At 71.6% G+C, this 23,165-nt stretch carries 15 protein-coding genes; 11 read left to right on the top strand and 4 right to left on the bottom strand.

From position 1 onward, the window contains the following. Nucleotides 1-2: 2 nt before the first annotated feature. The 6 genes from B118_RS0120375 to B118_RS0120350 all read left to right on the top strand — a co-directional run bounded on the left by B118_RS0120375 (nucleotide 3) and on the right by B118_RS0120350 (nucleotide 12,870). Nucleotides 3-737 carry a DUF6875 domain-containing protein gene (locus tag B118_RS0120375; RefSeq protein WP_028193326.1) on the top strand — a complete coding sequence of 245 codons (735 nt, stop codon included), beginning with the start codon at nucleotides 3-5 and terminating at the stop codon, nucleotides 735-737. After that, nucleotides 734-4,048: a non-ribosomal peptide synthetase gene (locus B118_RS0120370; protein WP_028193325.1), complete on the top strand. Its 3,315-nt coding sequence runs from the start codon at nucleotides 734-736 to the stop codon at nucleotides 4,046-4,048. Before B118_RS0120375 ends, B118_RS0120370 begins: the two co-directional genes overlap by 4 nt. Next, complete coding sequence (locus tag B118_RS0120365; RefSeq protein ID WP_028193324.1) at nucleotides 4,045-8,580, top strand: non-ribosomal peptide synthetase; 4,536 nt, start codon at nucleotides 4,045-4,047, stop codon at nucleotides 8,578-8,580. The genes B118_RS0120370 and B118_RS0120365 overlap by 4 nt, the downstream gene beginning before the upstream one ends. After that, a complete protein-coding gene (locus B118_RS0120360) occupies nucleotides 8,573-9,979 on the top strand; it encodes an MFS transporter (protein WP_028188653.1) in 1,407 nt (468 codons plus the stop codon). The genes B118_RS0120365 and B118_RS0120360 overlap by 8 nt, the downstream gene beginning before the upstream one ends. A gap of 12 nt (nucleotides 9,980-9,991) precedes the next feature. Next, nucleotides 9,992-11,056, top strand: coding sequence for a methyltransferase (locus tag B118_RS0120355; RefSeq protein WP_018812130.1), 1,065 nt, complete (start codon nucleotides 9,992-9,994; stop codon nucleotides 11,054-11,056). Nucleotides 11,057-11,118: 62 nt separating this feature from the next. Next, nucleotides 11,119-12,870 (top strand): discoidin domain-containing protein, encoded by a 1,752-nt coding sequence (locus tag B118_RS0120350; RefSeq protein ID WP_027658431.1) that lies wholly within the window; start codon nucleotides 11,119-11,121, stop codon nucleotides 12,868-12,870. Here B118_RS0120350 and B118_RS0120345 read toward each other — a convergent pair. Further along, entirely contained in the window at nucleotides 12,792-13,295 is a 504-nt protein-coding gene (locus B118_RS0120345) for a helix-turn-helix domain-containing protein (RefSeq protein WP_026185595.1), read from the bottom strand. The genes B118_RS0120350 and B118_RS0120345 overlap by 79 nt on opposite strands. A 176-nt stretch (nucleotides 13,296-13,471) precedes the next feature. Here B118_RS0120345 and B118_RS0120340 point away from each other — a divergent pair, with 176 nt between their 5' ends. After that, nucleotides 13,472-15,511 (top strand): ATP-binding cassette domain-containing protein, encoded by a 2,040-nt coding sequence (locus B118_RS0120340; protein WP_043541690.1) that lies wholly within the window; start codon nucleotides 13,472-13,474, stop codon nucleotides 15,509-15,511. A 21-nt stretch (nucleotides 15,512-15,532) separates the two neighbouring features. Here B118_RS0120340 and B118_RS0120335 read toward each other — a convergent pair whose 3' ends face one another. Beyond that, nucleotides 15,533-16,198 carry a hypothetical protein gene (locus B118_RS0120335; protein ID WP_018812132.1) on the bottom strand — a complete coding sequence of 222 codons (666 nt, stop codon included), beginning with the start codon at nucleotides 16,196-16,198 and terminating at the stop codon, nucleotides 15,533-15,535. Between the two features lie 99 nt (nucleotides 16,199-16,297). Between B118_RS0120335 and B118_RS0120330 the strand changes: the two genes are divergently transcribed. From B118_RS0120330 to B118_RS0120315, 4 genes are all read left to right on the top strand, one after another. After that, on the top strand, nucleotides 16,298-19,069 hold the full coding sequence (locus B118_RS0120330; protein WP_028193322.1) for a penicillin acylase family protein: 2,772 nt from the start codon (nucleotides 16,298-16,300) through the stop codon (nucleotides 19,067-19,069). A 149-nt stretch (nucleotides 19,070-19,218) separates the two neighbouring features. After that, nucleotides 19,219-20,631 carry an alpha/beta fold hydrolase gene (locus B118_RS0120325; RefSeq protein ID WP_028188660.1) on the top strand — a complete coding sequence of 471 codons (1,413 nt, stop codon included), beginning with the start codon at nucleotides 19,219-19,221 and terminating at the stop codon, nucleotides 20,629-20,631. A 156-nt stretch (nucleotides 20,632-20,787) separates the two neighbouring features. Continuing rightward, nucleotides 20,788-21,198 (top strand): YciI family protein, encoded by a 411-nt coding sequence (locus B118_RS0120320; protein ID WP_027646861.1) that lies wholly within the window; start codon nucleotides 20,788-20,790, stop codon nucleotides 21,196-21,198. Continuing rightward, the gene (locus tag B118_RS0120315; protein ID WP_028188661.1) at nucleotides 21,195-22,340 is read left to right on the top strand and encodes an RNA polymerase sigma factor; all 1,146 of its coding nucleotides are present in this window, start codon (nucleotides 21,195-21,197) and stop codon (nucleotides 22,338-22,340) included. Before B118_RS0120320 ends, B118_RS0120315 begins: the two co-directional genes overlap by 4 nt. A gap of 15 nt (nucleotides 22,341-22,355) precedes the next feature. On the opposite strand, the gene B118_RS0120310 is transcribed toward B118_RS0120315, so the two are convergent. Together B118_RS0120310 and B118_RS0120305 are read right to left on the bottom strand one after the other, a co-directional pair. After that, the gene (locus B118_RS0120310; protein ID WP_028188662.1) at nucleotides 22,356-22,826 is read right to left on the bottom strand and encodes a Dps family protein; all 471 of its coding nucleotides are present in this window, start codon (nucleotides 22,824-22,826) and stop codon (nucleotides 22,356-22,358) included. Nucleotides 22,827-22,882: 56 nt separating this feature from the next. After that, nucleotides 22,883-23,165: alpha/beta fold hydrolase (locus B118_RS0120305; RefSeq protein ID WP_027648340.1), on the bottom strand; the 283-nt coding region annotated here is incomplete at its 5' end.

Raw genomic sequence — 23,165 nt, 5'->3', positions numbered from 1 at the left:
CGGTGCTGAGGGCTCCGTTTGACCCCAAACAGATTTTGTTCACCCAGGCTGACCTGGATGCCGATGCGCTGCACCCGCTGTTGGCCGGAGCGGTTGACCAGGTGCGGGCCGTGGCCGCCTGGGCCCGGGAGTACCTCTGTGCACCCCATCCGGAGCTGGGCCGTAAGGGCCCGGTCTGTCCGTACGCCCAGGGCTCCCTGGACCGGGATGTTTTCTACCTGGCCGTGCATCGTGGGGAGACCGTCAATGAGGCGGAGCTGGACGAGGTGCTGGCGGTCTACCGGGACTGGTTCCACCAGCTGGACCCGCTCACCGGGCCGTCCGCCCAGTTCAAGACCATCCTGCTGACGCTACCGGACCTGCCCGGCGACGTTGCCCGACAGGTCGTGGATCGGACCCAGCTGCGGCTCAAACCGCACTACACCGACCAGGGGCTGATGCTCGGTGAGTTCCACGACGGACCGCCAGCCAAGGGCGGCCTGTGGAACCCGGACTTCCGGCCGTTGCGGAGCCCCGTTCCGATGCTGGTGGTCCGGTACATGGTCGCCAGTGATCTGCCGTTTCTCGCCGACGACCCGGTGACCCTCGCCAGCTACCTGCGGTACTTCGGGCACGGCGGCCCGGCCTCGCTGCGTGGGCAGGTCCGGGCGGCCGCCCAACGGCACGGTCTGCCGATGCCCGAACCCAGCGCCAACGTCGGCATCCCGCACCCGAACACGAACCAGGGGGTTCGATGACGACCGCCGACTCCACCGCACCCGACAGCGGCGGCAAGCGTGCCCTGCTGGCCCACCTGCTCGCCGAGCGGGCCCAGGCGCCCCGCAGCTACCCGGTTTCCTTCGGCCAACAGCGGCTGTGGTTCCTGGACCGATTTACCGGGGGCATCCCGGTTTACAACATCCCGGTCGCCTTCCAGGTGGACGGGCCACTGGACGTCCCGGCGCTGCGTACCGCGCTGACCACGCTCGTCAACCGGCATCCGGCGCTGCGTACCACATTCAGTGAATCCGGTGGCGAACCAGTGCAGGTGGTGCGGCCGACCGCCGAGGTGGATCTCACCGAGACGGATCTGACCGGGCTGCCGGCGGAGCAGTGTGAGGTCGAGGCCACCACGCTCGTCCGGGCGCACTCCGGGCGACCGTTCGACCTGGCCGCGGGTCCGCTGTTGCGGGTGATGGTGATCCGGACCGGCCCGGATCGGCACCATGTGGCGTTCTGCGTGCACCACATCGTCTTCGACGCCTGGTCGATCGGGGTGCTCTTCCAGGAGTTGGAGACCGCCTACGCGGCTGCGCTGGCAGGTGCTCCGGCCAACCTGCCCGACCTGCCCACCCAGTACGCCGACTTCACCGTCTGGCAGCGGGAGCGGCTCGCCGGCGATGCGCTGCGCCGACAGCTCGACCACTGGACTACGCACCTGCGTGGGGCGCCGGCCCTGCTCAGCCTCCCCACCGACCGGCCCCGCCCGGCCAATCGCTCGTATCGGGGTGCCTGCCACTACGTCACGGTCCCGGCGGCGGCCGTTGACCGGGTAGAGGAGTTCAACCAGGGCGCGGGGGTCACCATGTTCATGACCCTGCTCGCCGTGTTCCAGGCGGTGTTGTCCCGGCACAGTGGGCAGGACGACATCGTGATCGGCGCCCCGGTCGCCGGTCGGGAGCATCCCGACCTGGAGCGGCTGGTCGGCTTCTTCGTCAACACGCTTGCCCTGCGGGTGTCGTCCGCGGGCTCCCCCTCGCTACGGCAACTCGTCGACCGGGTACGGGAGGTCACCCTCGTCGGTCTCGGCAACGCCGAGGTGCCGTTCGAGAAGGTGGTTGAGGAGCTGCAGCCGGAACGCAGCCTGGCCCACGCGCCGATCTTCCAGGCCCAGCTGATCCTGCAGAACGCGCCGCAGAACGCCTTTCAGCTCGCCGGTTGCACGACCACCTCCCTGCGGGTCGACAGCGGCACCGCCAAGTTCGACCTCACCCTCGCCGGTGAGCTGACCGCTGAGGGCGCCCTGCGGTTGGCCTTCGAGTACGACACCGATCTGTTCGATGCCAGCACCGTCGACCGGCTGGCCCGGCACCTGTGCACTCTGTTGGACGCGGCGGTCGCCGAGCCGGATCGTCCCCTGACCCGGATTCCGCTGCTGCGCGGAGTGGAGCGCTGGCGTGCCGTGGTCGAGTGGAATCAGACCGATCGGGGCACCCTGCCGGTCGACACCCTTTTGGACCTGCTCCCCACCGAACCCGCCGAGTCCGGCGCTCCACCTGCCGTCATCGGTCCGGACGGGCAGGTGGACCGGGCCGGGCTGCACCGGCGGGCCGGACAGATCGCCCGGCGGCTGCTCGCCGCCGGCGTCGCCCCGGACACTCCGGTCGGCATCTGCCTGGATCGGGGTGTCGACCTGGTCGCCGCGGTGCTCGGTGTGTGGCGGGCCGGTGCTGGTTACCTGCCGCTCGACCCCACCCTGCCCCCGGAGCGGCTGCGCCACCTGCTCGCCGACTCCGGCACCCGGGTCGTGTTGACCCACCGGGCGGTCGTCGCGCGGCTCGACCCGGTGCTGGCGGGCTCGGTGACGGTGCTGCTCGACGATGCCACCGACACGCCTGGCCCAGCTGAGCCACTTCCGGCGGTCCCGGCGCATCCGGACGGACTGGCATACCTGATCTACACCTCGGGTTCGACCGGTCGACCGAAAGGGGTGGCGGTCCCGCACCGCAGCGTGACCAACCTCGTTGCCTCCTTCCACGACGACCTGGACCTGACGCCGGCGGACCGGTTCGCCGCGGTCACCACCCTGTCGTTCGACATCTCGGTGTTGGAACTGCTGGTGCCGCTGCTGTTGGACGTCCCGCTGCTGGTCGTGGGCGCCGACGAGGTCGGCGATGGGCCGGCCCTGCGTCGTCGGCTCACCGAAGCGGGGATCACCGCCATGCAGGCCACCCCGGCGACCTGGCGACTGCTGCAGGCGTCCGGCGGGGTACCGCCGACGCTGCGGCTGCGCCTCTGTGGCGGTGAGGCCCTGTCCCGGGATCTTGCCGACGCCCTGCAGGCCGACGGCGGGACCCTGTGGAACTGCTATGGGCCCACCGAAACCACCGTCTGGTCCGCAGCCGCCCCCGTGCGGCCGACCCCGGCCGCGGTGGACCTCGGTTCACCGATCGCCAACACCCGGATCTACCTGCTCGACGAGGCGTACCAGCCGGTGCCGGTGGGCGTGGTGGGACAGATCCACATCGGCGGGTCCGGTGTGGTGCGCGGATACCACGGCCGACCCGGCCTGACCGCTGATCGGTTCGTCCCCGACCCGTTCGCCGACCACCCCGGCGCCCGGCTCTACGCCACCGGTGACCTGGCCCGGCAGCGCGCCGACGGCCGGCTGGAGTTCCTTGGCCGCACCGACCATCAGGTCAAGGTGCGCGGGTTTCGGATCGAGCTGGGCGAGATCGAGTCCCTGCTCCGGGGCCACGACCTGGTGGCGGACGCGGTGGTCGGCACCTGGGCCGGCGGGGACGGCGACACCCGCCTGGTGGCGTACGCCGTGCCGGCGTACGGCGTTGCCCCGGACTCCCTGACTGACCAGGTCCGTGCCGACCTGGCCGGCCGGCTGCCGGAGTACATGCTTCCCGCGGCCCTGGTGCCGATGACCGCATTGCCGCTCAACGGCAACGGCAAGGTCGACCGGACGGCCCTGCCCACCCCCACCTGGACCGACTCGCGGGTGGAGCGGGTCGCCCCCCGCGACCCCCTGGAGCAGTTACTCGCCGGGATCTGGCAGGAGGTACTGCACGTCGAGCGGGTCGGTGTGCACGACGACTTCTTCCGCCTCGGTGGGCATTCCCTCCTCGGCGCGCAGGCGTTGAGTCGGATCGGCGCCGCGCTGGAGACGGAGGTGCCGATCCGGATCCTCTTCGAGGCGCCGACGATCGACGCGATGGCTCGCGCGCTGCGCTCCACCGAGGAGACAGCCGGCCAGACCGACGCCGTCGCCGCCCTTCGGATGGAGGCGGCCGACCTCTCCGACGCGGAGCTACGGGCCCTGCTGGACGGCCCGGAATGAACGCCTCCGGGCCCGACCGCGAACAGCTGATCCGGGAGCTGATGGCCCGCCGGGGACTGACCCGCCGGGCGCAACCGGTCGGGATTCCCCCTCGGGACCCGGGTGCCCGGGTGCCGCTCTCCCCGATGCAGGAGGGCATGTGGTTCCTCGACCAACTTCAGCCCGGAAACACGGCGTACGTGCTCAGCAAGGCAGTGTGCGTCACCGGCCGGTTGGACCTCGTCGCGCTGCAGTCCGCGCTCGACGATGTCGTCGCCGCGCACGAGGCACTCCGGACCAGGTTCGTGCAGCGGGACGGGGCGGTGGAGCAGGTCGTCCTGCCCGCCACCGACCCGGCAGCCCGGTGTCAGCTTGTCGTGGAGGAGCTGACCACGGTGGCGCCCGACGCCCGTGAGGCCGCAGCGACCGCCGTCGCCAGCCGGGAGAGTGAAACGCCGTTCGACCTGGGCCGGGCACCCCTGCTGCGGGTCCGGTTGGGGCGGCTGGACCGGGACGAACACCTGTTGGTGGTGGCCCTGCACCACATCATCGCCGACGAGCAGTCCCTCGACATCGTGCTCGCCGGGCTGCTCGACGGCCACCACCGCCGGCGCACCGGGGCGGTCACCGCCCCAACGTCCAACGCAACCCCACCCGCACCAGCCTCGACCCCACCGCCGGCCACGCACTTTCCCGACCACGTGCTCTGGCAGCGGGACTGGTTGGCCAGCGCCGCCGCCGACCGGGCGCGCGAGTTCTGGACCGAACGGCTGGCCGGCTGCTCCGGCGTGCTCGACCTGCCCACCGACCGGCCGCGACCGGCCACGCTGACCTTCGCCGGCAGTACCCACGGCTTCGCCCTCACCGATGATCTGATCGCGGCGCTCGACGGTCTGGCCCAGCGGACCGGCTGCACCCGTTTCATGATCCTGCTCGCCGGTCTGCAGGTACTGCTGGCCCGCCTCGCCGGCACCGACGACGTCTGCGTCGCCGCCCCGGTGACATTGCGCGCCAACCCCGAGCAGCAGCAGCTGGTCGGCCTGCTCGTCAACAGCCTGCCGCTGCGCACCGACCTGTCCGGGGACCCGACGCTGGCCGAGGCGCTGGCCCGGGTCCGGCGTACCTGTGTGGAGTCCCTGACGCACGCCGAGCTGCCCTTCGAGCGGATCATCGAGACCGTGCGGCTGCCCCGCGACCCGAGCCGCAACCCACTGTTCCAGGTGATGCTGGTGCTGAACCAAGCCAGTGCCGCCGGTCCTCGGGCGGGTCTCGTCGTCCGTCCGGTGCCGGTGCTGCGGGAGACCGCCCGGATGGAGCTCACCGTCGCGGTGTACGAGTCCCCGGCCGGCCTCAACGCCCTGGTCGACTACAACACCGACCTCTTCGACCAGGTGACCATCGCCCGGTTCGTCGACCGGTTCCGGTCCGTGCTGTGGGCGTTGGCCACCAGGCCGCAACTGCCACTCTCCGCGCTGGAGTTGGTCGGCCCCGCCGAGCGACGTGACCTGGCCTCCTGGAACAACACCGACCGGGCGTACCCGGATGGGCTGGGGCTACACGAGCTGGTGAGCGTACGGGCGGCGACCGACCCGGACGCGCCCGCCCTGCTGGACATCAGCCCGGGCGAGCCGGACCGGCCGGCCCTGACCTACGGCCGGCTGGACGCCGACGCGGACCGGCTCGCCGCGTACCTACGCCGCTGTGGGGTCCGTCCCGACCAGCCGGTGGGGCTCGCCTTGGCCGCCGGTCGAGCGGCCGTCACCGGCATCCTGGCGATCCTCAAGGCCGGCGCCGGGTACCTGCCGGTGGACCCCAGCCACCCCCCAGCCCGGCTGCGTGCCCTGCTCACCGCCGCCGGCGCCCCGGTCTGCCTGGCCGATGCCGAGCTCGCCGCCACCCTGGCCGCCGGGCCGGACACGCACGACGACCCGCCGTACGTCGGCATCGTGCTCGCTGTTGGTCCTGATGGTCAACCGGCCGACGTGGGCCCGACCGGCAAGCCGCCACCTGCTGCTCCCCGGCCGGTTCACCCGGACCAGCTCGCCTACGTCATCCACACCTCCGGCTCCACCGGCACGCCGAAGGGGGTGATGGTCAGCCACCGCACCGCCGTCAACCTGGCCCTGGCCTTCGTCGACCTGCACCGCATCGGTCCCGGTGACCGGCTGCTCATGCTGCCCCCACTGAGCTTCGACGCCGCCGTCGGTGATCTCTTCCCGGCCCTGGTCAGCGGGGCCACGATCGTGGTGCACCGGCAGCCGGCCGCGATCACCGGCACGGGCCTGGTCGAGCTGTGCCGGGCGCACGGCCTCACCCTGGTCGACACCGCCGCGCCGCTCTGGGCCCGCTGGGTCACCGACCTCGCCGCGCGGCCCGGTGCGCTCGACGTCGGCGCGTTGCGGGCCATGATGGTCGGCGGGGAACCCGTGGACCTGGCGACGGTGCGCCGTTGGGCGGAACTCACCGCTGGCCGAGTCACGCTGCACAACCACTACGGCCCGACCGAGGCGACCGTCTGCGCCACCACCCACGCCACCGTGGACGCGGCCGACCTGCCCGGACTGACCCGGCTGCCGATCGGCCGCCCGGTGCCCAACGTTCAGGTGCACGTCCTCGATCCCGATCTGCGGCCGGTGCCGATCGGCCTCGCCGGTGAGGTCTGGATCGGCGGCACGGCCCCCGCCCGCGGATACCTCGACAATCCCGGTGCGACCGCGGACCGCTTCGTCCCGAACCCGTACGGCCCCGCCGGGTCGCGGCTATACCGCACCGGCGACCTCGGCCGGCACCGTGCCGACGGCAGCCTCGAGTTCCTCGGCCGGAGCGACCAGCAGGTCAAGATCCGGGGCCATCGGATTGAGCTCGGCGAGGTCGAGGCGGCCTGCGCCGCCCTGCCCGGGATGCGCCGTACCGCCGTGGTCGTTGACCACGCCCCGACCGGCCCCCGGCTCGTCGCCTACCTGGTCGCCGACGACGCGACCCCGGTTGACCCCCAGGCCCGGGTCACGCTGCGCCGCCGGCTGCCGGAGTACCTCGTCCCCGCCGCCTTGATCCGGGTGCCCGACCTGCCCACCAACCGGCACGGCAAGCTCGACCTGGCCGCCCTGCCCCGACCGGAGGAGATCGACCGGGTGGCGCACGAGCCACCGACCACCCCGACCGAGCTGACGCTCGCCGGCATCTGGGCCGAGCTGCTCGACACCGACCCGGTGGGCCGGCACGACAACTTCTTCGACCTCGGTGGACACTCGCTGCTCGCGGCGAGTCTGGCGACCCGGATCCGGGCCGCGCTCGGGGTGGAGCTGCCCCTGCGGGCGCTCTTCTCCACCGCCGACCTCGCCGGTCTCGCCGCCGTTCTCGACGGAGTCGGGCCCACCCGGGACGGTGACGTCGACCTGCTCCGCGCCGAGGCCCGACTCCCCGCCGACCTGGCCGTACCGTCCGGGAGGTCGGCTGCGCCGGCACGGTCGGTGCTCTGCACCGGGGCGACCGGCTTCCTCGGGGCGTACCTGCTCGCGGACTGGCTCGCCCACAGCTCCGCCACCGTGCACTGTCTGGTCCGGGCGGACACCCCGACCGCCGCGCTAGACCGGGTCCGCGGCAACCTGCGCCGGTACGGCCTCTGGCGGCCGGAGTACGACGCCCGGCTGATCGGCGTCCCCGGCGACCTCGGTGCACCCCGACTCGGCCTGAGCGGCGCCTACTTCGCCGAGCTGGGCGAGGGACTGGACGCGATCGTGCACAACGGCGGCGTGGTCAACTTCGTCGCGCCGTACTCGACGCTGCGCCCGGCCAACGTCGGCGGCACGGTGGAGGTGCTCCGGCTGGCCAGCGCCGGCCGCCCGAGCGCAGTCCACCTCGTCTCCACCCTCGGGGTCTTCGTCACCCCGGCACACCGCGGCACCCTGGTGCGTGAGGGCGACATCCCGGGCGACTGCGACGGGCTCGCCGACGGCTACAACGCCAGCAAGTGGGTGGCCGACGCGTTGGTCCGGGCCGCCCGGGAGCGGGGGCTGCCGGTCAGCGTGCACCGGCCCGCCCGGATCACCGGGGACGCCGGCAGCGGCCTCGGTAACACCGACGACTACTTCAGTCGGCTGCTGAAGACCTGCGTGCAGCTCGGCGCCGTACCGGAGATCGACGACCCCGCCGACCTCGCGCCGGTCAACTACGTCGGGGCCGGCATCGGGCACCTGACCCGGGCGGGCGCGACGACGGACCACCACTACTACAACAACCAGACCATGTCGTACGCGGCCCTCGCCGCCGCGCTGGCCAGCTTCGGCTACCCGGTGACCTCGGTGCCGTACCCCCGCTGGCGGGCGGCGCTGCTGGACCGGCCGGACGCCGCGCTGGCCCGGCTCGCCCCGCTCTTCGAGGTGGACACCCCGGTCCGGACGCAGCCGGACTTCGACTGCACCGGCACCGAGGCGACGCTCGCGGCGGCCGGGATCACCTGCCCGCCGGCCGATGAGGGGCTGCTGCACACCTACCTGTCGGCGTTCGTGGCCGCCGGCTTCCTCGCCCCACCGCCCGGGAGGGGCCATGGCTGAGCGTACGGCGCCCACCGCCCGGTGGGTCGCGATCTGGCTCGGCCAGCTCGTCTCCCTGATCGGGTCTAGCCTCACCGCGTTCGTCCTCGGGGTCTGGGTCTATCAGCGCACCGGTTCGGTCACCCAGTTCTCGCTGATCTTTCTCGCCGCCACCCTGCCGGCGGTCCTGTTCGCGCCGTTCGCCGGGTCGCTGGCCGACCGTCGGGACCGCCGTAGCCTGATGCTGGTCGCCGACACCGTGGCTGCCGCCGGTACGGCGGCACTCGCCGCGCTGGTCGTCGCCGATGCCCTCCAGGTCTGGCACATCTACCTGGGGACCGCGGTGAGCGCCACCGCGTCCACCGTGCATCAGGTCGCCTACCAGGCGATGACCCCGGCGTTGGTCGGTAAGCGGCAGTTGGGCCGGTTCAACGGGCTTATGCAGGTCTCCCGGGCGGTACAGATCGCCGCACCACTGATCGCCGGGGTACTGGTGGTGACCGTCGGGATCGGCGGGGTGATGGCGATCGACCTGGGTACGTTCGTGGTCGCGGCCGCGACCCTGCTGTTGGTCCGGCTGCCCGCCGAGGTGACCCACCCGGCCGCACCCGGTCCTGCCGAGGCGGTACTGCGGACAGCCGCCGCCGGCTGGCATTATCTGCGGCAACGGCCGAGCCTGCTTGCGCTCATGCTGGTCTTCGGCGCCTTCAACTTTCTCTTCGGCATCGCCGGGGTCCTGGTACAACCACTGATCCTCTCGTTCGCCACGGCGGACACCCTCGGCCTGCTGATGTCCGCGGGGGGCGCCGGTCTCTTCGCCGGCAGCCTGGTGATGGGGGTGTGGGGCGGGCCGACCCGTCGGGTCACCGCTGTCTGCGGTGGACTCGCGCTCGGGGGAGTGGCTCTCGCGCTGCACGCGGCGGCCCCGTCCGCCTGGCTGATCGGGGTGGTGGCCCCGCTCTTCCTCTTCACCCTGCCGATCGTGAACAGCTCCACCATGACCCTGATCCAGACCAAGACCGAGCCCTCTGTGTTGGGCCGCGTGCTCGCTACCGCCCGGGTGATCGGTGACGCCAGTGTGCCGCTGGCGTACGTGCTGGCCGGGCCGATCGCCGATGGCCTCTTCGAGCCGCTGCTGCGCTCGGAGGGGGCGCTCGCCGATTCGGTCGGCCAGGTGATCGGCACCGGGGAGGGCCGCGGTATCGCGCTGCTCTTCGCGGTCACCGGGGTGGCGATGGTGCTCCTCGCCGCGCTCGCCTGGACCCGGCCGGTGCTGCGCGCCGCCGACGATCTACCCGACGCGCTCCCCGACGACACCCCGGGGCCTGACGATCCCCCCGACCCCCCGGGGCCTGACGATCCCCCTGACGACGCCTCGGGTCCCGGGGCTGTATCCGCCGACCGTCAACCCGCCACCTGAAGGAGCCCTGCCATGCCGGTGCCGTTGAGCCCGGAGGAGGCGCGGCAGTTCCACGCCTCCGACGCCGCCCCCGCCGCGTTTCTCGACCTGCTCGACGCGGTCTCCTTCCGTAGTGCCGGCGCCGCGCTCCGGCTGGGCGTCTTCGAGGAGTTGGCCGGCGGCCCGCTCCCGGTCGAGCGGCTCGCCGTCCGTACTGCCACGGATCCGCTCGGTCTGCGGATCCTGCTCGACGCGTTGACCAGCTTCGGCTACCTGATCCGCGCCGAGGGTGGGTACGCCAACAGCGCCAACACGACCCGCTGGCTCCTGCGGGCCGTCCCGGACAGCTTCGCGCCGGTGCTCGCCTTCTGGTCGGCGCTGCTCACCGGTTGGTGGCACGACCTGGAGTCGTCGATCTGCTCCGGCACTCCGACCGGTGACTTCTACGCCTGGCTGGAGCAGCGACCGGAGGTCCTGGCGGACTTCCAGACCATGCTGCGTCGACTCGCCGAGGGGCTCAGTGCGGAGATCGTCGAACTGCTGCCGGTGCCGGCCGACGCGCGTAGCCTGCTTGACGTCGGTGGCGGGCATGCCAGCTATCCGGTTGCCTTCCTCACCGCACATCCGCAGCTGCGGGCCACCGTGGTGGACCTGGCTGGTGCGCTGACCCAGGGGGCGGAGACCGTCGCCGCCGCCGGCCTGACCGACCGGTGCACGCTCCGGGCGGGTGACCTCTTCGAGGTCGACTTTGGTACCGGTCACGATCTGGTGTTGCTCTTCAATGTCGTGCACGGTTATCAGGCGGCTGAGACGCTGACCCTGCTGCGTCGGGTCGCCGCCGCGCTCCGTCCCGGCGGCCGGGTGGCCCTGCTTGAACCGCTCGCCACGGCACCGGAGCAGCCGACTGCCGGGCTGGGTACGGCGTTCGTCCGGATGTTCAGCCTGAACCTCTTCCACACCCAGGGCGGCCGGGCCTACGACCACGACGAACTCGTCGGGCTGCTGCGCGAGGCCGGCTTCACCGACGTACGGCAGCAGGTGCTCGGCGGTTCGGAGACGGACCATCTGGTGACCGCGCAGCTCAGGCCGCTTGACTAATTCGAGGCTGTCGATAACGCTGAGAGCGCTCTCTGCCACCACCACCCGTCCGGGAGCCCATCATGCCGACAGCTCGCCTGATCTCCCACCGGCCGCGCTACCGCCGCGCGCTGGCGTTCGCGGTCCCGCTCATCCTGCTCGCCACCGTCCTGACGCTTCCCGCCCAGCGGGCCCAGGCCGCAGCCGTCCTGCTCTCCCAGGGCAAGCCGACCACCGCCTCCTCAGTCGAACTCGGAGACACTCCGGCCACCGCCGCCACTGACGGCGACCCGGACACCCGCTGGTCGAGCGAGTTCAGCGACCCGCAGTGGCTCCAGGTTGACCTGGGCGGCACCGCCACGATCAGTCAGGTAACCCTGCGGTGGGAGGCCGCCTACGGGAGTGCCTTCCAGATCCAGGTTTCGGCCAACCCCGCCGGCCCCTGGCAGACGATCTATCAGACGGCCGCCGGGACAGGTGACACCCAGAACCTCACGGTCAGCGGCACCGGACGCCACATCCGGCTCTACGGCACCGCCCGGGGCACCGCGTGGGGTTACTCCCTGTGGGAGTTCGAGGTCTACGGCACCAGCGGCTCCACCTGCACGGGTAATGCCGCACTCGGTCGGGACGTGACGGCCTCCTCGGTCGAGTCCGCCACCACCCCGGCCACGGCGGCCGTGGACGGCAACACCGCCACCCGCTGGTCGAGCGCCTTCGCCGACCCACAGTGGCTGCGGGTCGACCTCGGTGCGGTCCGGACCATCTGCCAGGTCGTCCTGAGGTGGGAGGCGGCCGCCGCGCGGGCGTTCGAGCTCCAGACCGCCGACAGTCCGGCTGGACCGTGGACCACCCGCTACGCCACCACGACCGGCGCCGGCGGTGTGCAGACGCTCGATGTCTCCGGCGCGGGACGGTACGTGCGGATGTACGGCACCGCCCGCAACACCCCGTACGGCTACTCGCTCTGGGAGTTCGTGGTGCGGACGACGGGGTCGGAACCACCACCGCCGAGCGACGACTTCTGGGGTGACACCAGCACGATCCCGCCCGCCCAGAACGTCCTCACAGTCAAGATCCTGAACCGGACCAACGGCCGTTACCCCGACAGCCAGGTGTACTGGAGCTTCGGCGGCCAGACCCGCTCCATCGCGGAACAGCCGTACCTCGACATGCCGGCGAACTCGGCCGGCCGGATGTACTTCCACCTCGGCTCACCGACCAGCCAATACCGGGACTTCGTCGAGTTCACCGTGGCCGCGGACCGCTTCAACGGCAACACCACCCGAGTGGACGCGTTCGGGCTCCCACTGGCGATGCGGCTGCGCGCCGGTGGCGGATACGACCGAGCCGTCGGCGAGACCGAGACGATCTTCACCGAGGGTCGTGACACGACGTTCCAGCGGTTCTCGGACGCGATGCCAGCCGAGTTCAAGCACCTCGCCACAATCGAGGCGCCGTATCGTGTGCCGTCCCCCGGCAACACGCCCCAGTTCCGCTCGGGCGGACAGTACGCCGACTACCTGAGCGGGTACGCATCGTCGGTCGGGATCCCCGCCACCACCGCCCAGATCTTCGGGTGCTCCGGGCCGCTGGCGAGTAACCCGGACGGATGTGCTGCGCTGAACCGGCACGTCGCCCACCTGCCCCGGTCGCAGTGGGAGGACCCGCACCTCTTCTACCAGCAGGCACCGGCGAACTACTACGCGAAGTTCTGGCACGAGCAGTCCATCGACGGCCTCTCCTACGGCTTCCCCTACGACGATGTCGCGGACCAGTCCTCGTTCATCTCCGCCGGCGACCCGGAGTGGTTGATCGTCGCGGTGGGGTGGTAGCCGAGCCAGGTCAGCGCGACGATCGCGCGGTCCACATCGTGGCGCAGGAGACAGAGCCGGTCCACCAGAGCGGCCGGTGAGCAGCCTTCGGTGTCGTCCACGGCCTCCCGCCACGTGGCTGGGGGGCCGCTGGTCGGGGCGGCACCGCCACCGCGCGCCGGGACCGCGCGGTGGCGGTGCTCCCGGTACGCGATGCGGTCATATTCGGCGGTGAGCACCCCGCCGGTGCGCAGCGCCTCGTCGCAGCGGGCCCAGAAGGGCCGTTCCGGGTGCTGGCGACCGGTCTCGGTGTTCGCCACGGAACTGCGTCCGTACTGGACGAGCCGAGCGAGGCTGTGCTGGGTCTGCCCGGCGGCCCGGCGCAGCTCGGCGAGGCGACGGCCGAGGGCGCGGCGGGCGGTCCTGGTGTCGTCGGTGTCGCGCATCGCTGCCACCCCCGGGTCGCGGTCACGATGAGCGAACACCGTAGCTGTCGCTGGTGACACTTCCGCCCGGTGTCGCCGACGCGTTCGGGTGATGTCGGAATCGGTGTCGCCGCTACCGACATTGTCGGCGCGCGGTGCTGCGGGCGTGTCCCCCGGGCCAGTCCTACGTTTCCCGCATGTCGACAACCAACCTGCCCGATCGCCCGTCCGACCAGCCAAAGCCGACCCAGCGAGACCTGCGCCCCGATGCCGAGGGTGCGCGGGACTCGGCCTTACCGGAGTTGCGCCAGATGTGGTGGGAGACCGGGGTGCGAGCGCGGGCGCAGGCCGGTCTCTTCGCGGTCTTCTCCGAGCTGCCCCGACTGGTGGGCGCGGCGCTGGCCGTGAGCTGGCGGGCCGACCGGCTCCGCACCTCGATCGTGGCGGGCACCACGGTGGGCGCCGGAGTGCTGGCCGCCTTCGGGCTCCTCGCCGCGCAGCGGGTCCTGGTGGAGTTGTTCGCCGGGGGCCCGACCGCCGACAAGGTGCTCGCCGCGCTGCCCGCCCTGGTCGCCCTGGCGGCGGTGACCGCGTTGCGGGCCGGCATGGCCACCGCGATGGGGTACGCCCAGAACGGTCTGAGCCCGAAGGTCGACCGGGAGGTGGAACGGGGCCTGTTCGAGGTGACCACGGCCGTCCGGCTGGAGGCGTTCGACGCGGACGCCTTCGCCGACGATATGGAGCGGGCCTCCCGGGGCGCGGACTCCACCACCGGCCTGGTGCAGGCGTCGATAAACCTGCTCGCCGGCCTTACCGGCGTGCTCGCCGTCGCGGTCGCCGTCGTGGTGATCCACCCGCTGCTGCTGGTCGCGCTGCTGGTGGCCACGGTGCCGAACGGGTGGGCGTCGCTGCGCGCCGGGCACCTGCGCTACCAGACGTACGCGGCGGGGTCGGTGCGGCGGCGTCGGTTGTGGCTGCTGCATCGGTTGATGGCCGAACGCGACTCCGCCCCCGAGCTGCGCACCTACGGGCTGCGGTCCTTCCTGCTCGACCAGTACGACCGGGTGATGGGGGTCGAGACCGGGATCCAGCTCGCTCTGGCCCGTCGGGTCACCACGACCACCACCGTCGGCGCGATGATCGGTGGGATCGCCACCGCCGTGGTCTACGTCCTGCTCGGCTTCCTACTGGTCGAGGGGCACATCCCCCTCGCCGCCGCGGCCACCGGCGTCATCGCCGTGCAGTCCGCACAGCGATCCCTGGCGGTGGTCACCTTCCAGATGGACCGCGCCTACACCGAGGGCCAGCACTTCCGCGACTACACCGGTTTCATGACCCGCGCCGCCGACTACCTGCCCGAGCCCCGTACCGGTGCCGCTGATCGCCTGCCCGAGCCCCGTACCGGTGCCGCTGATCGCCTGGTGCCGCAGCGGTTGCGCGCGGTCGCGGTGGATGCGGTCAGCCTGCGCTACCCCGACCGGGACGCCGCCGCCGTTGAACAGGTCAGCCTGAGTATCGCGGCGGGGCAGACGGTGGCGTTCGTGGGGGAGAACGGCTCCGGCAAGTCGACCCTCGCCACAATGATCGCCACCCTGCGGACGCCCACCGGCGGGACCATCCGCTACAACGGTCGGCCCACCGACGACTGGGACACCGAAGCGCTACGGGCCCGGATCGCGGTGGTGACGCAGGAGTACCACAAGTGGCCGTTCACCGCCGCCACGAACATCGCCATCGGTGACCTCACCACCACCCCGCGGTCCGATCGCATCGAGGCCGCCGCCAATCGTGCCGTCGCCCACCACATGATCAAAGAACTGCCGCACGGCTACGAGACCCTGCTCGACCGGACCTTCGCCGGCGGTCAGGACCTCTCCGGTGGGCAGTGGCAACGCATCACGGCCGCCCGGGGCTTCCTGCGGGACGCCGACCTGCTCATCATGGACGAGCCCTCCTCGGCACTCGACCCGCGCGCGGAGGACGCCCTGTTCCAGGCCATCCGCGACCGGCAGGGCCACGGGATCACCATCCTCATCACCCACCGGCTGGCAAACGTCCGCCACGCGGATCGCATCTACGTCCTGCACCACGGCCGGCTCGTCGAGGCCGGCACCCACGACGACCTGCTCGCGGCCGGCGGTCGGTACGCCGAGCTGTTCACTTTGCAAGCCGCCGGCTACGACACTGCCGTGTCGCTACCCCGCCAGACCGCTGCCGCCGCCCGGAGCGCGCCGTGACGTGGTGGGCGTCGGAGCTGGTCAGAGCAGCCGGGCGAGCGCGGCGGCGACCTCGCCCGGCGCGTTCAGCATGTGCAGGTGTCCACCGTCGAGCCGGGCCGAACGCCAGCCCCAGCTCTCCGCCGTGACCCGTTCGGCTCGGTACGCGTCGCCGAAGGCGAGATAGCCGGCGGGACGGTCGGACCAGCCGGGGGCGACGGTTACCCGCTGCGCGAAGTAGCTGAGCGGAAAGCGCTGTTGCTGTGCGGACACCTCCGCCCTGACCTGCTCGGAGGGGAAGAGGGCGGCGACCTCCTCCGGTGGCCACCAGGAGGTCCAGACCGGCAGTTCACCGTCCGGCCCGGCCCGGGTCTGCAGCATTTCCCGGAGGCCCTGCGGTGCCACCGGGGTGGTGCCCTGCTCGGGCGGGAGGATCGCGTCCACGAAGACAAGCCCGGTCACCGAGCGCTGCGCGGTGATGGCCGGGACGTAGAGGCCGGCGTTGCTCTGCGGTACCAGCACGTAGTCGCGGCCGGTGGGCAGGCTGTCCAGGTACCACCGCAGGATGTCGGCCACGGAGGTCCCACTCGCCCCCGGCTCCCCGGCGACGATGACCTCCCGGCCGGCGGCGCGGAGTCGTTCCCGCACCGGCTGCCAGACGGCGGGTCCGAGCAGCGCGCTGGGAAGGAGGGCGATCGTCGGATTCATCAGCCGCTCCCGCCACTCGTACGCGTCAATTGCTGCCGGGAATACGTTACCCGAGCTTCAAGATCACCTAATGGCGCATCGAACCTCTAGGATTTCGGCGTGAATCCTGCACGTATTCTTTCGCCCCGGATACGTAAGATCGCGCTCTGGACCGTGGCGGTTTTCACCGCACTGGCCCTCGTGCTCACCCTCACCGCCGTGTGGACGGTGCGGCGAGCGTTCCCGCAGCACGACGGTGCGCTTCGGCTGCCCGGGCTCACCGCACCGGTCACCGTGCACCGCGACGAGCACGGCATCCCGCAGGTGTACGCGGAGACCGCCGAGGACCTGTTTCGTGCCCAGGGCTACCTCCACGCGCAGGATCGGTTCTGGGAGATGGACTTCCGCCGCCATCTCACCGCGGGCCGGCTCGCCGAACTCTTCGGCGAGAGCCAGGTGGAGACCGACGTCTACCTCCGGACGATGGGGTGGCGTCGGGTCGCCGAGCAGGAGTGGGACCTCCTCGGGGCGGAAACCAAGCGCTACCTACAGGTGTACGCCGACGGGGTGAACGCCTGGCTTGACGGGCACGACGGGAGCCGGGCGAGTCTGGAGTACGCCGTACTCGGCCTGCAGAATTCGGGCTACGCGATCGAGGCGTGGCACCCGGTGGACAGTCTCGCCTGGCTGAAGGCGATGGCGTGGGACCTGCGCGGCAACATGAGAGACGAGCTCGCCCGTGCGGCGCTCCTCGCCGCGGGCCTGACCCGCCAGCAGGTCGAGGAGTTGTATCCGGGGTATCCCTTCGACCGGCACCAGCCGATCGTCGTCGCGGGCGGCATCGTGGACGGTGCCTTCGACCAGGAAGCCGACCCGGCCTCCCCGGATCCGGATGACCGCTCGGCTCCCGCCGGGACCGAGACTGCCGGAACGGGCGGGGGCGTGCTCCCCGCGAACCCGGCCGAACCAGCCACCGCCCGACCAGCCGGCGTCGCGGAACCGGCTGACCCCACCGCTGGCACGGCTGCCACGGAGCTGGCCACCGCGCTGGCCAGCGGGCTCTCCCGGCTGCCGACCATGGTGGGCACCGGTCGGGGCATCGGCTCCAACTCGTGGGTTATCGCCGGCGATCTGACCAACACCGGGAAGCCGATCCTCGCCAACGATCCGCACCTCGGTCCCAGCATGCCCGGCATCTGGTACCAGAACGGCCTGCACTGTGCGTGCGACATCAATGTCTCCGGTTTCAGCTTCTCCGGCATACCGGGCGTGGTCATCGGGCACAACGCCCACATCGCTTGGGGCTTCACCAACCTGAGCCCCGACGTCACCGATCTCTACCTGGAGCGGGTGGACGGCGACCGGGTGCAGGTCGACGGAGCGTGGCAGCCGTTGACGACCCGCACCGAAACCATCAAGGTCGCCGGCGGCGAGGATGTGTCGATCACCGTACGGGCCTCCGGGCACGGCCCCCTGCTCTCCGACGCGTCGGCCGAACTACGCGAGATCGGTCTCGCGCCGCCGGTCGACCCGGCGGGTTCGCCGGCATCGGTCGCCGCCACCCCGCAGCTGCGCCCCGACGAGCCGGCGCCCACCGACGAGTCGGCGCCCACCGACGGCGCGCAGCGTGACGGCTACGCCATCGCGCTGAGCTGGACCGCGCTTGCGCCGGGCCGGACCGCCGACGCCATCTTCAAACTGAACACCGCGACGAACTGGACCGACTTCCGCGCCGCGGCGGCGCTGTTCGAGGTGCCCGCGCAGAACCTGGTCTACGCCGACACCGACGGCAACATCGGCTACCAGGCTCCCGGCCAGATCCCGGTGCGGGGCACCGGAGACGGGCGATGGATGGCACCCGGGTGGGACTCGGCATACGACTGGCAGGGTTTCCTTCCCTTCGCGGAGTTACCGAATGTCCTCAACCCGCCCGCCGGCTACCTGGTCACCGCCAACGAGGCCGTCATCGGCCCCTCGTACCCGCACCTGCTCACCACCGACTGGCACTACGGCTACCGCAGCCAGCGCATCCACGAGTTGATCAGCTCGGCCCGGGAGGCCGGGGCGATCACCGTCGCGGACGTGCAGGCCATGCAGTTCGACAACCGCAACGGCTTCGCGCCGACGCTCGTCCCGGCGGTCCAGGCGGCTGTTGCCGCCGATGCCTCGGATCTGGTCCGGTCCGCCACCGAGCTGTGGACGGAGTGGGACTACCAGCAGCCGGCGGAGGGGGAGCCGGGCACCGAGGACGGGCGCCGCTCCGCCGCGGCGGCGTACTACAACGCCGTCTGGCGGCACCTGCTCCTGGCGACCTTCGACGAGCTGCCCGCGGACTACCGGCTCGACGGCAACGACCAGTCGTACGAGGTGGTGCGGGGTCTGCTCAGCCAGCCCGACTCGCCGTGGTGGGACCGGCCGGAGACCGAGGCCGTCGAGGGCCGCGACGACCTGCTGCGCGCGGCGGCCGAAGCGGCGGCGAGTGAACTCTCCCGCGACCAGGGCGACGAGCCGGCCGACTGGCGTTGGGGCCGGATGCACACGTTGACCGTGCGAAACCAGTCCTTCGGCACCTCGGGTGTGGGGATCGTCGAGTGGCTCTTCAACACGGACCCGGTCGGCGTCTCCGGCGGCAGCGCGATCGTCAACGCCACCGGCTGGGACGCCGCCGACGGGTACGAGGTCAAGGCCGTTCCGTCCATGAGGATGATCGTTGACTTGGCGGACCTGGACGCCTCCCGGTGGATCCAGCTGACCGGCAACTCCGGCCATGCCTTCCACCGCAACTACGACGACCAGCTGGAGCTGTGGCGTACCGGGGAGACCCTGCCGATGCGCTGGGAGGAAACCAGTATCGAGGCGGAGGCGGCGCAGACGCTCACCCTGGAGCCGTGACGGCCCGCCGGCTTCCGCGGAGTGCGGGCCCGCCGGAGCGGGGTGGCCCCTAAGGGGTGTAGCTCTGGGTCCTATCCGGAGTTACACCCATAGCCGAGGATGAATCGGTAGTCGAGTATGGACGGCATGATAGTTCTGAAGGAGGCGCCATGCCCAGCCGTACCCTGACCACCGCGGTCGCCGCGCTCACCCTGGTCGCCGGAGTGTCCGCGCCGGCCCGGGCCGATCCGACCCCCGCGACACCCACCCTTTCCTGGGGTGAATGCCAGGAAGAGCCACCAGCGTCCGCCCCGGAAGGCACGGTGGAGTGTGCCCAGCTCCGGCTGCCGGTGGACTGGTCCCGCCCGCATGGCCCGACGTTTGAGCTCTCCGTCGCGCGCCGGCCAGCGCGGGAGTCGCAGCAACGGGTGGGCACGCTGGTGTTCGGGCCGGGCGGCCCGGCAGACTCCGGAGTGGACAAGATCCGCAAAGGTGTGCGGTTCAGCGACGAGTTGCTCGACCGGTTCGACGTGGTCAGCTTCGACCCGCGCACGGTGGCCCGCAGCGCCGCGCCGGATTGCAGCCCGGACCCGACGCTGCCCAAACCGCCGATTCCGCTGGGCAGCCAGGCGGACTTCGATGCCATGGTGGCCTACAACCAGGCGTTCTGGGAGCGGTGCCGGCCAACCAGCCCGGTCTTCGACCACGCCGACACGCTCAGCACGGTGCGGGATCTGGAGGCGTTGCGGCGCGCACTGGGCGAGCGCCAGATCTCCTTCCACGGCAGTTCCTACGGCACCCTGCTGGGTCAGCAGTACGCCGAGCAGTACCCGCACCGGGTGCGAGCCGTCGTGCTGGAGGGCGTGTTCGACCACAGCCTGGGACTGCGCCCCTTCGTCCGCACCCAGGCAGCCGCGCTGCAGGACTCGTTCGACGAGTTCGTCTCCTGGTGTGACCGGTCAACCGAGTGCGTGCTGCACGGCCGGGACGTCCGGGCGGTCTGGGCCGAGGTGCTGGCCCGCGCGGATCGGGGCGAGTACGCGCCGCGTACCGCCTTCGACGTCACCGCCGTGGCGCTCGGGCTGCTTGCCGGCCCGCGCTGGTCGGAGCTGGCGGTCGCCGTGAGCGACATGGAGGGCGGCACCCCGCCCCCCGAGGTGAATCTTTCACTCTCCGCTGCCGCCTTCTGCGCGGATTGGCCCGTCCCGGTCCGCGACTACACCGAGTACGCCGGCCTGGTCCGGGAGGCCGCGGCCGCCGGGCCGGACATCCGGTACGGCAGCGGGCTGTTGGCGGTGCAGACCTGCCTCGGCTGGCCGTCGCCGGTCCGGAACCCGCCGCACGTACCGCAGGTACGGACCCGTACTCCGCTGTTGTTGCTCAACGCCCTGCACGACCCCCGTACCGGCTACAACTGGGCCACCAACGTCGCCCAGCACCTTGGCCGGCATGGGCGCCTGGTGACGTACGAGGGCTGGGGCCACGGCATCTACCAGCGCACCGACTGCACGAAGGCCGCGGTGGACCGCTACCTCGTCGACCTGACGTTGCCCGCCCCCGGTGCGCGGTGCCCGGCGGCCTGAACCGACCGTCTGCTGGCCGGCAAGAGGTGGTTGCCGGTCCCGTGCGGCAGGAGGCCGGATCGATCGATTCGCAGTAGTGTCCGCGCGGGGGCGTGGAGTTCTGCCCGCTCCCGCGCGGAGCTGTTGTCGGAGATGTCGCCTCGTCAGGAGAAGCTGATGGCCAAGTACCTGCTGCTCAAGCACTACCGGGGTGGCCCGGCACCCGCCGTGGACTGGGCACCGATGGACCAGTGGACACCGGACGAGGTCGACGCGCACATGCGGTTCATGCACGACTTCGGGGCGCGGCTGGAGGAGACGGGCGAGCTCGTTGACGCCCAAGCACTGTCGCCGGACGGCGCGTTCGTGCGGTACGACGGCGAGGGGCGGCCGCCGGTGACCGACGGGCCGTTCGTCGAGACCAAGGACCTGGTCGCTGGGTGGTACGTCGTCGACGTGGAGTCGTGGGACCGCGCGGTGGAGCTGGCGGGGGAGCTTTCGGCCGCCCCCGGGCCGGGCGGTAGGCCGATCCACGAGTGGCTGGAGGTCCGACCGTTCTACGGTGTGCCGGCGGCTGTGCCGGAGTGAACGGGGAACTGCTGCGGGACCTCGTACCAGCGGTGATCGGGGTTCTCGTCCGGCGTGGTGCGGATTTCGCGTCGGCCGAGGATGCCGTGCAGGATGCCCTGGTCGAGGCGGTGCGCGGGTGGCCGGAGAGTCCGCCGCGGGACCCCCGGGGCTGGTTGATCACCGTGGCCTGGCGTAGGTTCCTCGACGCCGCCCGCGCCGACACCTCCCGGCGGCAGCGCGAGGTACGCGTCGAGGGTGAGCCCGTACCCGGGCCGGTCGAGGCGGTGGACGACACGCTGCAGCTGTATTTCCTCTGCGCGCACCCCTGCCTGACACCGGCCTCATCCGTCGCGCTCACGCTGCGCGCGGTCGGTGGTCTGACCACGCGCCAGATCGCGCGGGCCTACCTCGTACCGGAGGCGACCATGGCTCAGCGGATCAGCCGGGCCAAGCGGAAGGTCTCGGGCGTCCGCCTCAACCAGCCCGGTGATGTCGCCACCGTGTTGCGGGTGCTCTACCTCGTCTTCAACGAGGGCCATTCCGGGGATGTCGACCTGGCCGCCGAGGCGATCCGGCTCACTCGTCAACTAGCCGCCCAGATTGACCACGAGGAGGTCGCGGGCCTGCTGGCGCTGATGCTGCTGCACCACGCGCGGCGTCCGGTGCGTACCAGCCCGGACGGCCGGCTCGTGCCCCTTGCCGAGCAGGACCGCAGCCGGTGGAACCGCCACCTGATCGCCGAGGGGGTCGAGGTGCTCCAGAACGCCCTCGCCCGCGACCGGCTGGGAGAGTTCCAGGCTCAGGCCGCCATCGCCGCACTGCACGCCGACGCCCGGACGGTCGAGGAGACCGACTGGCGGCAGATCGTCGAGTGGTACGACGAGCTGGTGCGCCTCACCGACAGCCCGGTGGCCCGGCTTAATCGGGCGGTCGCGCTCGGGGAGGCGGACGGCCCGAGGACCGGCCTGGCCGCCCTGGCAGGGCTTGACCCCGCCCTGCCCAGGTACGCCGCCGTCGCGGCGTACCTGCACGAGCGGGCGGGCGACCCGGTAACCGCAGCCCGGCTCTACGCCGAGGCTGCCCGCTCGGCGCCGAGCCTCCCCGAGCGCGACCACCTCACGCGGCAGGCTGCCCGACTCAACTCGCAACCGCGGAGATGAGCAGCGGTCGACGTGCTATCGCTGGGCGCGCAGGAGCCAGGCTTGGTGTTCGATGGTGTGGCCGGCGGTGATGAGTAGGTCCTGGGTGACGGGGTCGTCGGCGGTGGCCTCGATTGCTTGGCGGATTCCGGTGCCGGTGGTGGTGAGGAGCTCGCCGATCTTGTCGATCACGGTGTCGTCCGGTAGTACGCCGTTGTCCAACTGGGGTAGCCGGCTGGTGGCGGCGATGGTGGTGGCGCGTGCGTCGGGTGGTGTGCCGATGGCGGCGGCGCGTTCGGCGATGGTGTCGGCGTGTTCACGTGCCGCGTCGGCGAGGGCGTCGAGTTGCTGGTGTAGGGGCAGGAACCGAGGCCCGGTCACGTTCCAGTGGGCTTGTTTGGCCTGGAGGACGAGGTCGAGTAGGTCGATGAGGGTCTGCTGCAGGATGCCGCCGACGCTGCCGGGAGTGGGTGTGGGCGCAACGGTGGGGGCGGTGGTCGTGGACATCAGCGGATCTCTTTCAGGCGAGTAGGGAGCGGCCGGAGCCGGCCTCGGCTGTGGCGCTACTTGGCGAGGAAGGTCAGCAGGGCCTGGTTGACGTCGTCGGCGTGGGTCCAGAGCAGGCCGTGGGGTGCGCCGTCGATTTCGACGTAGTCGGCGTTGGGTAGCTGCTTGCGCAGTTCGCGGGCGGTGGCGTCGATGGGCAGGATGTTGTCGGCGGTGCCGTGCAGGATCAGGCTGGGTACGTCGATCTTGGGGATGTCGGCGCGGAAGTCGGTGATCCAGGTGGGCACGGCGGCGCTGGAGGCGTACCAGGACGCGCCGGCGGCGATGTTCCAGCTGTTG

This window comes from Salinispora pacifica CNR114 (assembly GCF_000514775.1).
GTDB classification, from domain to species: domain Bacteria; phylum Actinomycetota; class Actinomycetes; order Mycobacteriales; family Micromonosporaceae; genus Micromonospora; species Micromonospora pacifica.
This window is presented reverse-complemented; position numbering and strand designations above follow the sequence as displayed.

Coding starts and splice junctions, on each gene's coding strand:
- B118_RS0120350 (WP_027658431.1), top strand. CDS start 11,119: ATGCCGACAGCTCGCCTGATCTCCCACCGGCCGCGCTACCGCCGCGCG.
- B118_RS0120320 (WP_027646861.1), top strand. CDS start 20,788: ATGGCCAAGTACCTGCTGCTCAAGCACTACCGGGGTGGCCCGGCACCC.
- B118_RS0120365 (WP_028193324.1), top strand. CDS start 4,045: ATGAACGCCTCCGGGCCCGACCGCGAACAGCTGATCCGGGAGCTGATG.
- B118_RS0120335 (WP_018812132.1), bottom strand. CDS start 16,198: ATGAATCCGACGATCGCCCTCCTTCCCAGCGCGCTGCTCGGACCCGCC.
- B118_RS0120345 (WP_026185595.1), bottom strand. CDS start 13,295: ATGCGCGACACCGACGACACCAGGACCGCCCGCCGCGCCCTCGGCCGT.
- B118_RS0120325 (WP_028188660.1), top strand. CDS start 19,219: ATGCCCAGCCGTACCCTGACCACCGCGGTCGCCGCGCTCACCCTGGTC.
- B118_RS0120360 (WP_028188653.1), top strand. CDS start 8,573: ATGGCTGAGCGTACGGCGCCCACCGCCCGGTGGGTCGCGATCTGGCTC.
- B118_RS0120310 (WP_028188662.1), bottom strand. CDS start 22,826: ATGTCCACGACCACCGCCCCCACCGTTGCGCCCACACCCACTCCCGGC.
- B118_RS0120370 (WP_028193325.1), top strand. CDS start 734: ATGACGACCGCCGACTCCACCGCACCCGACAGCGGCGGCAAGCGTGCC.
- B118_RS0120355 (WP_018812130.1), top strand. CDS start 9,992: ATGCCGGTGCCGTTGAGCCCGGAGGAGGCGCGGCAGTTCCACGCCTCC.
- B118_RS0120340 (WP_043541690.1), top strand. CDS start 13,472: ATGTCGACAACCAACCTGCCCGATCGCCCGTCCGACCAGCCAAAGCCG.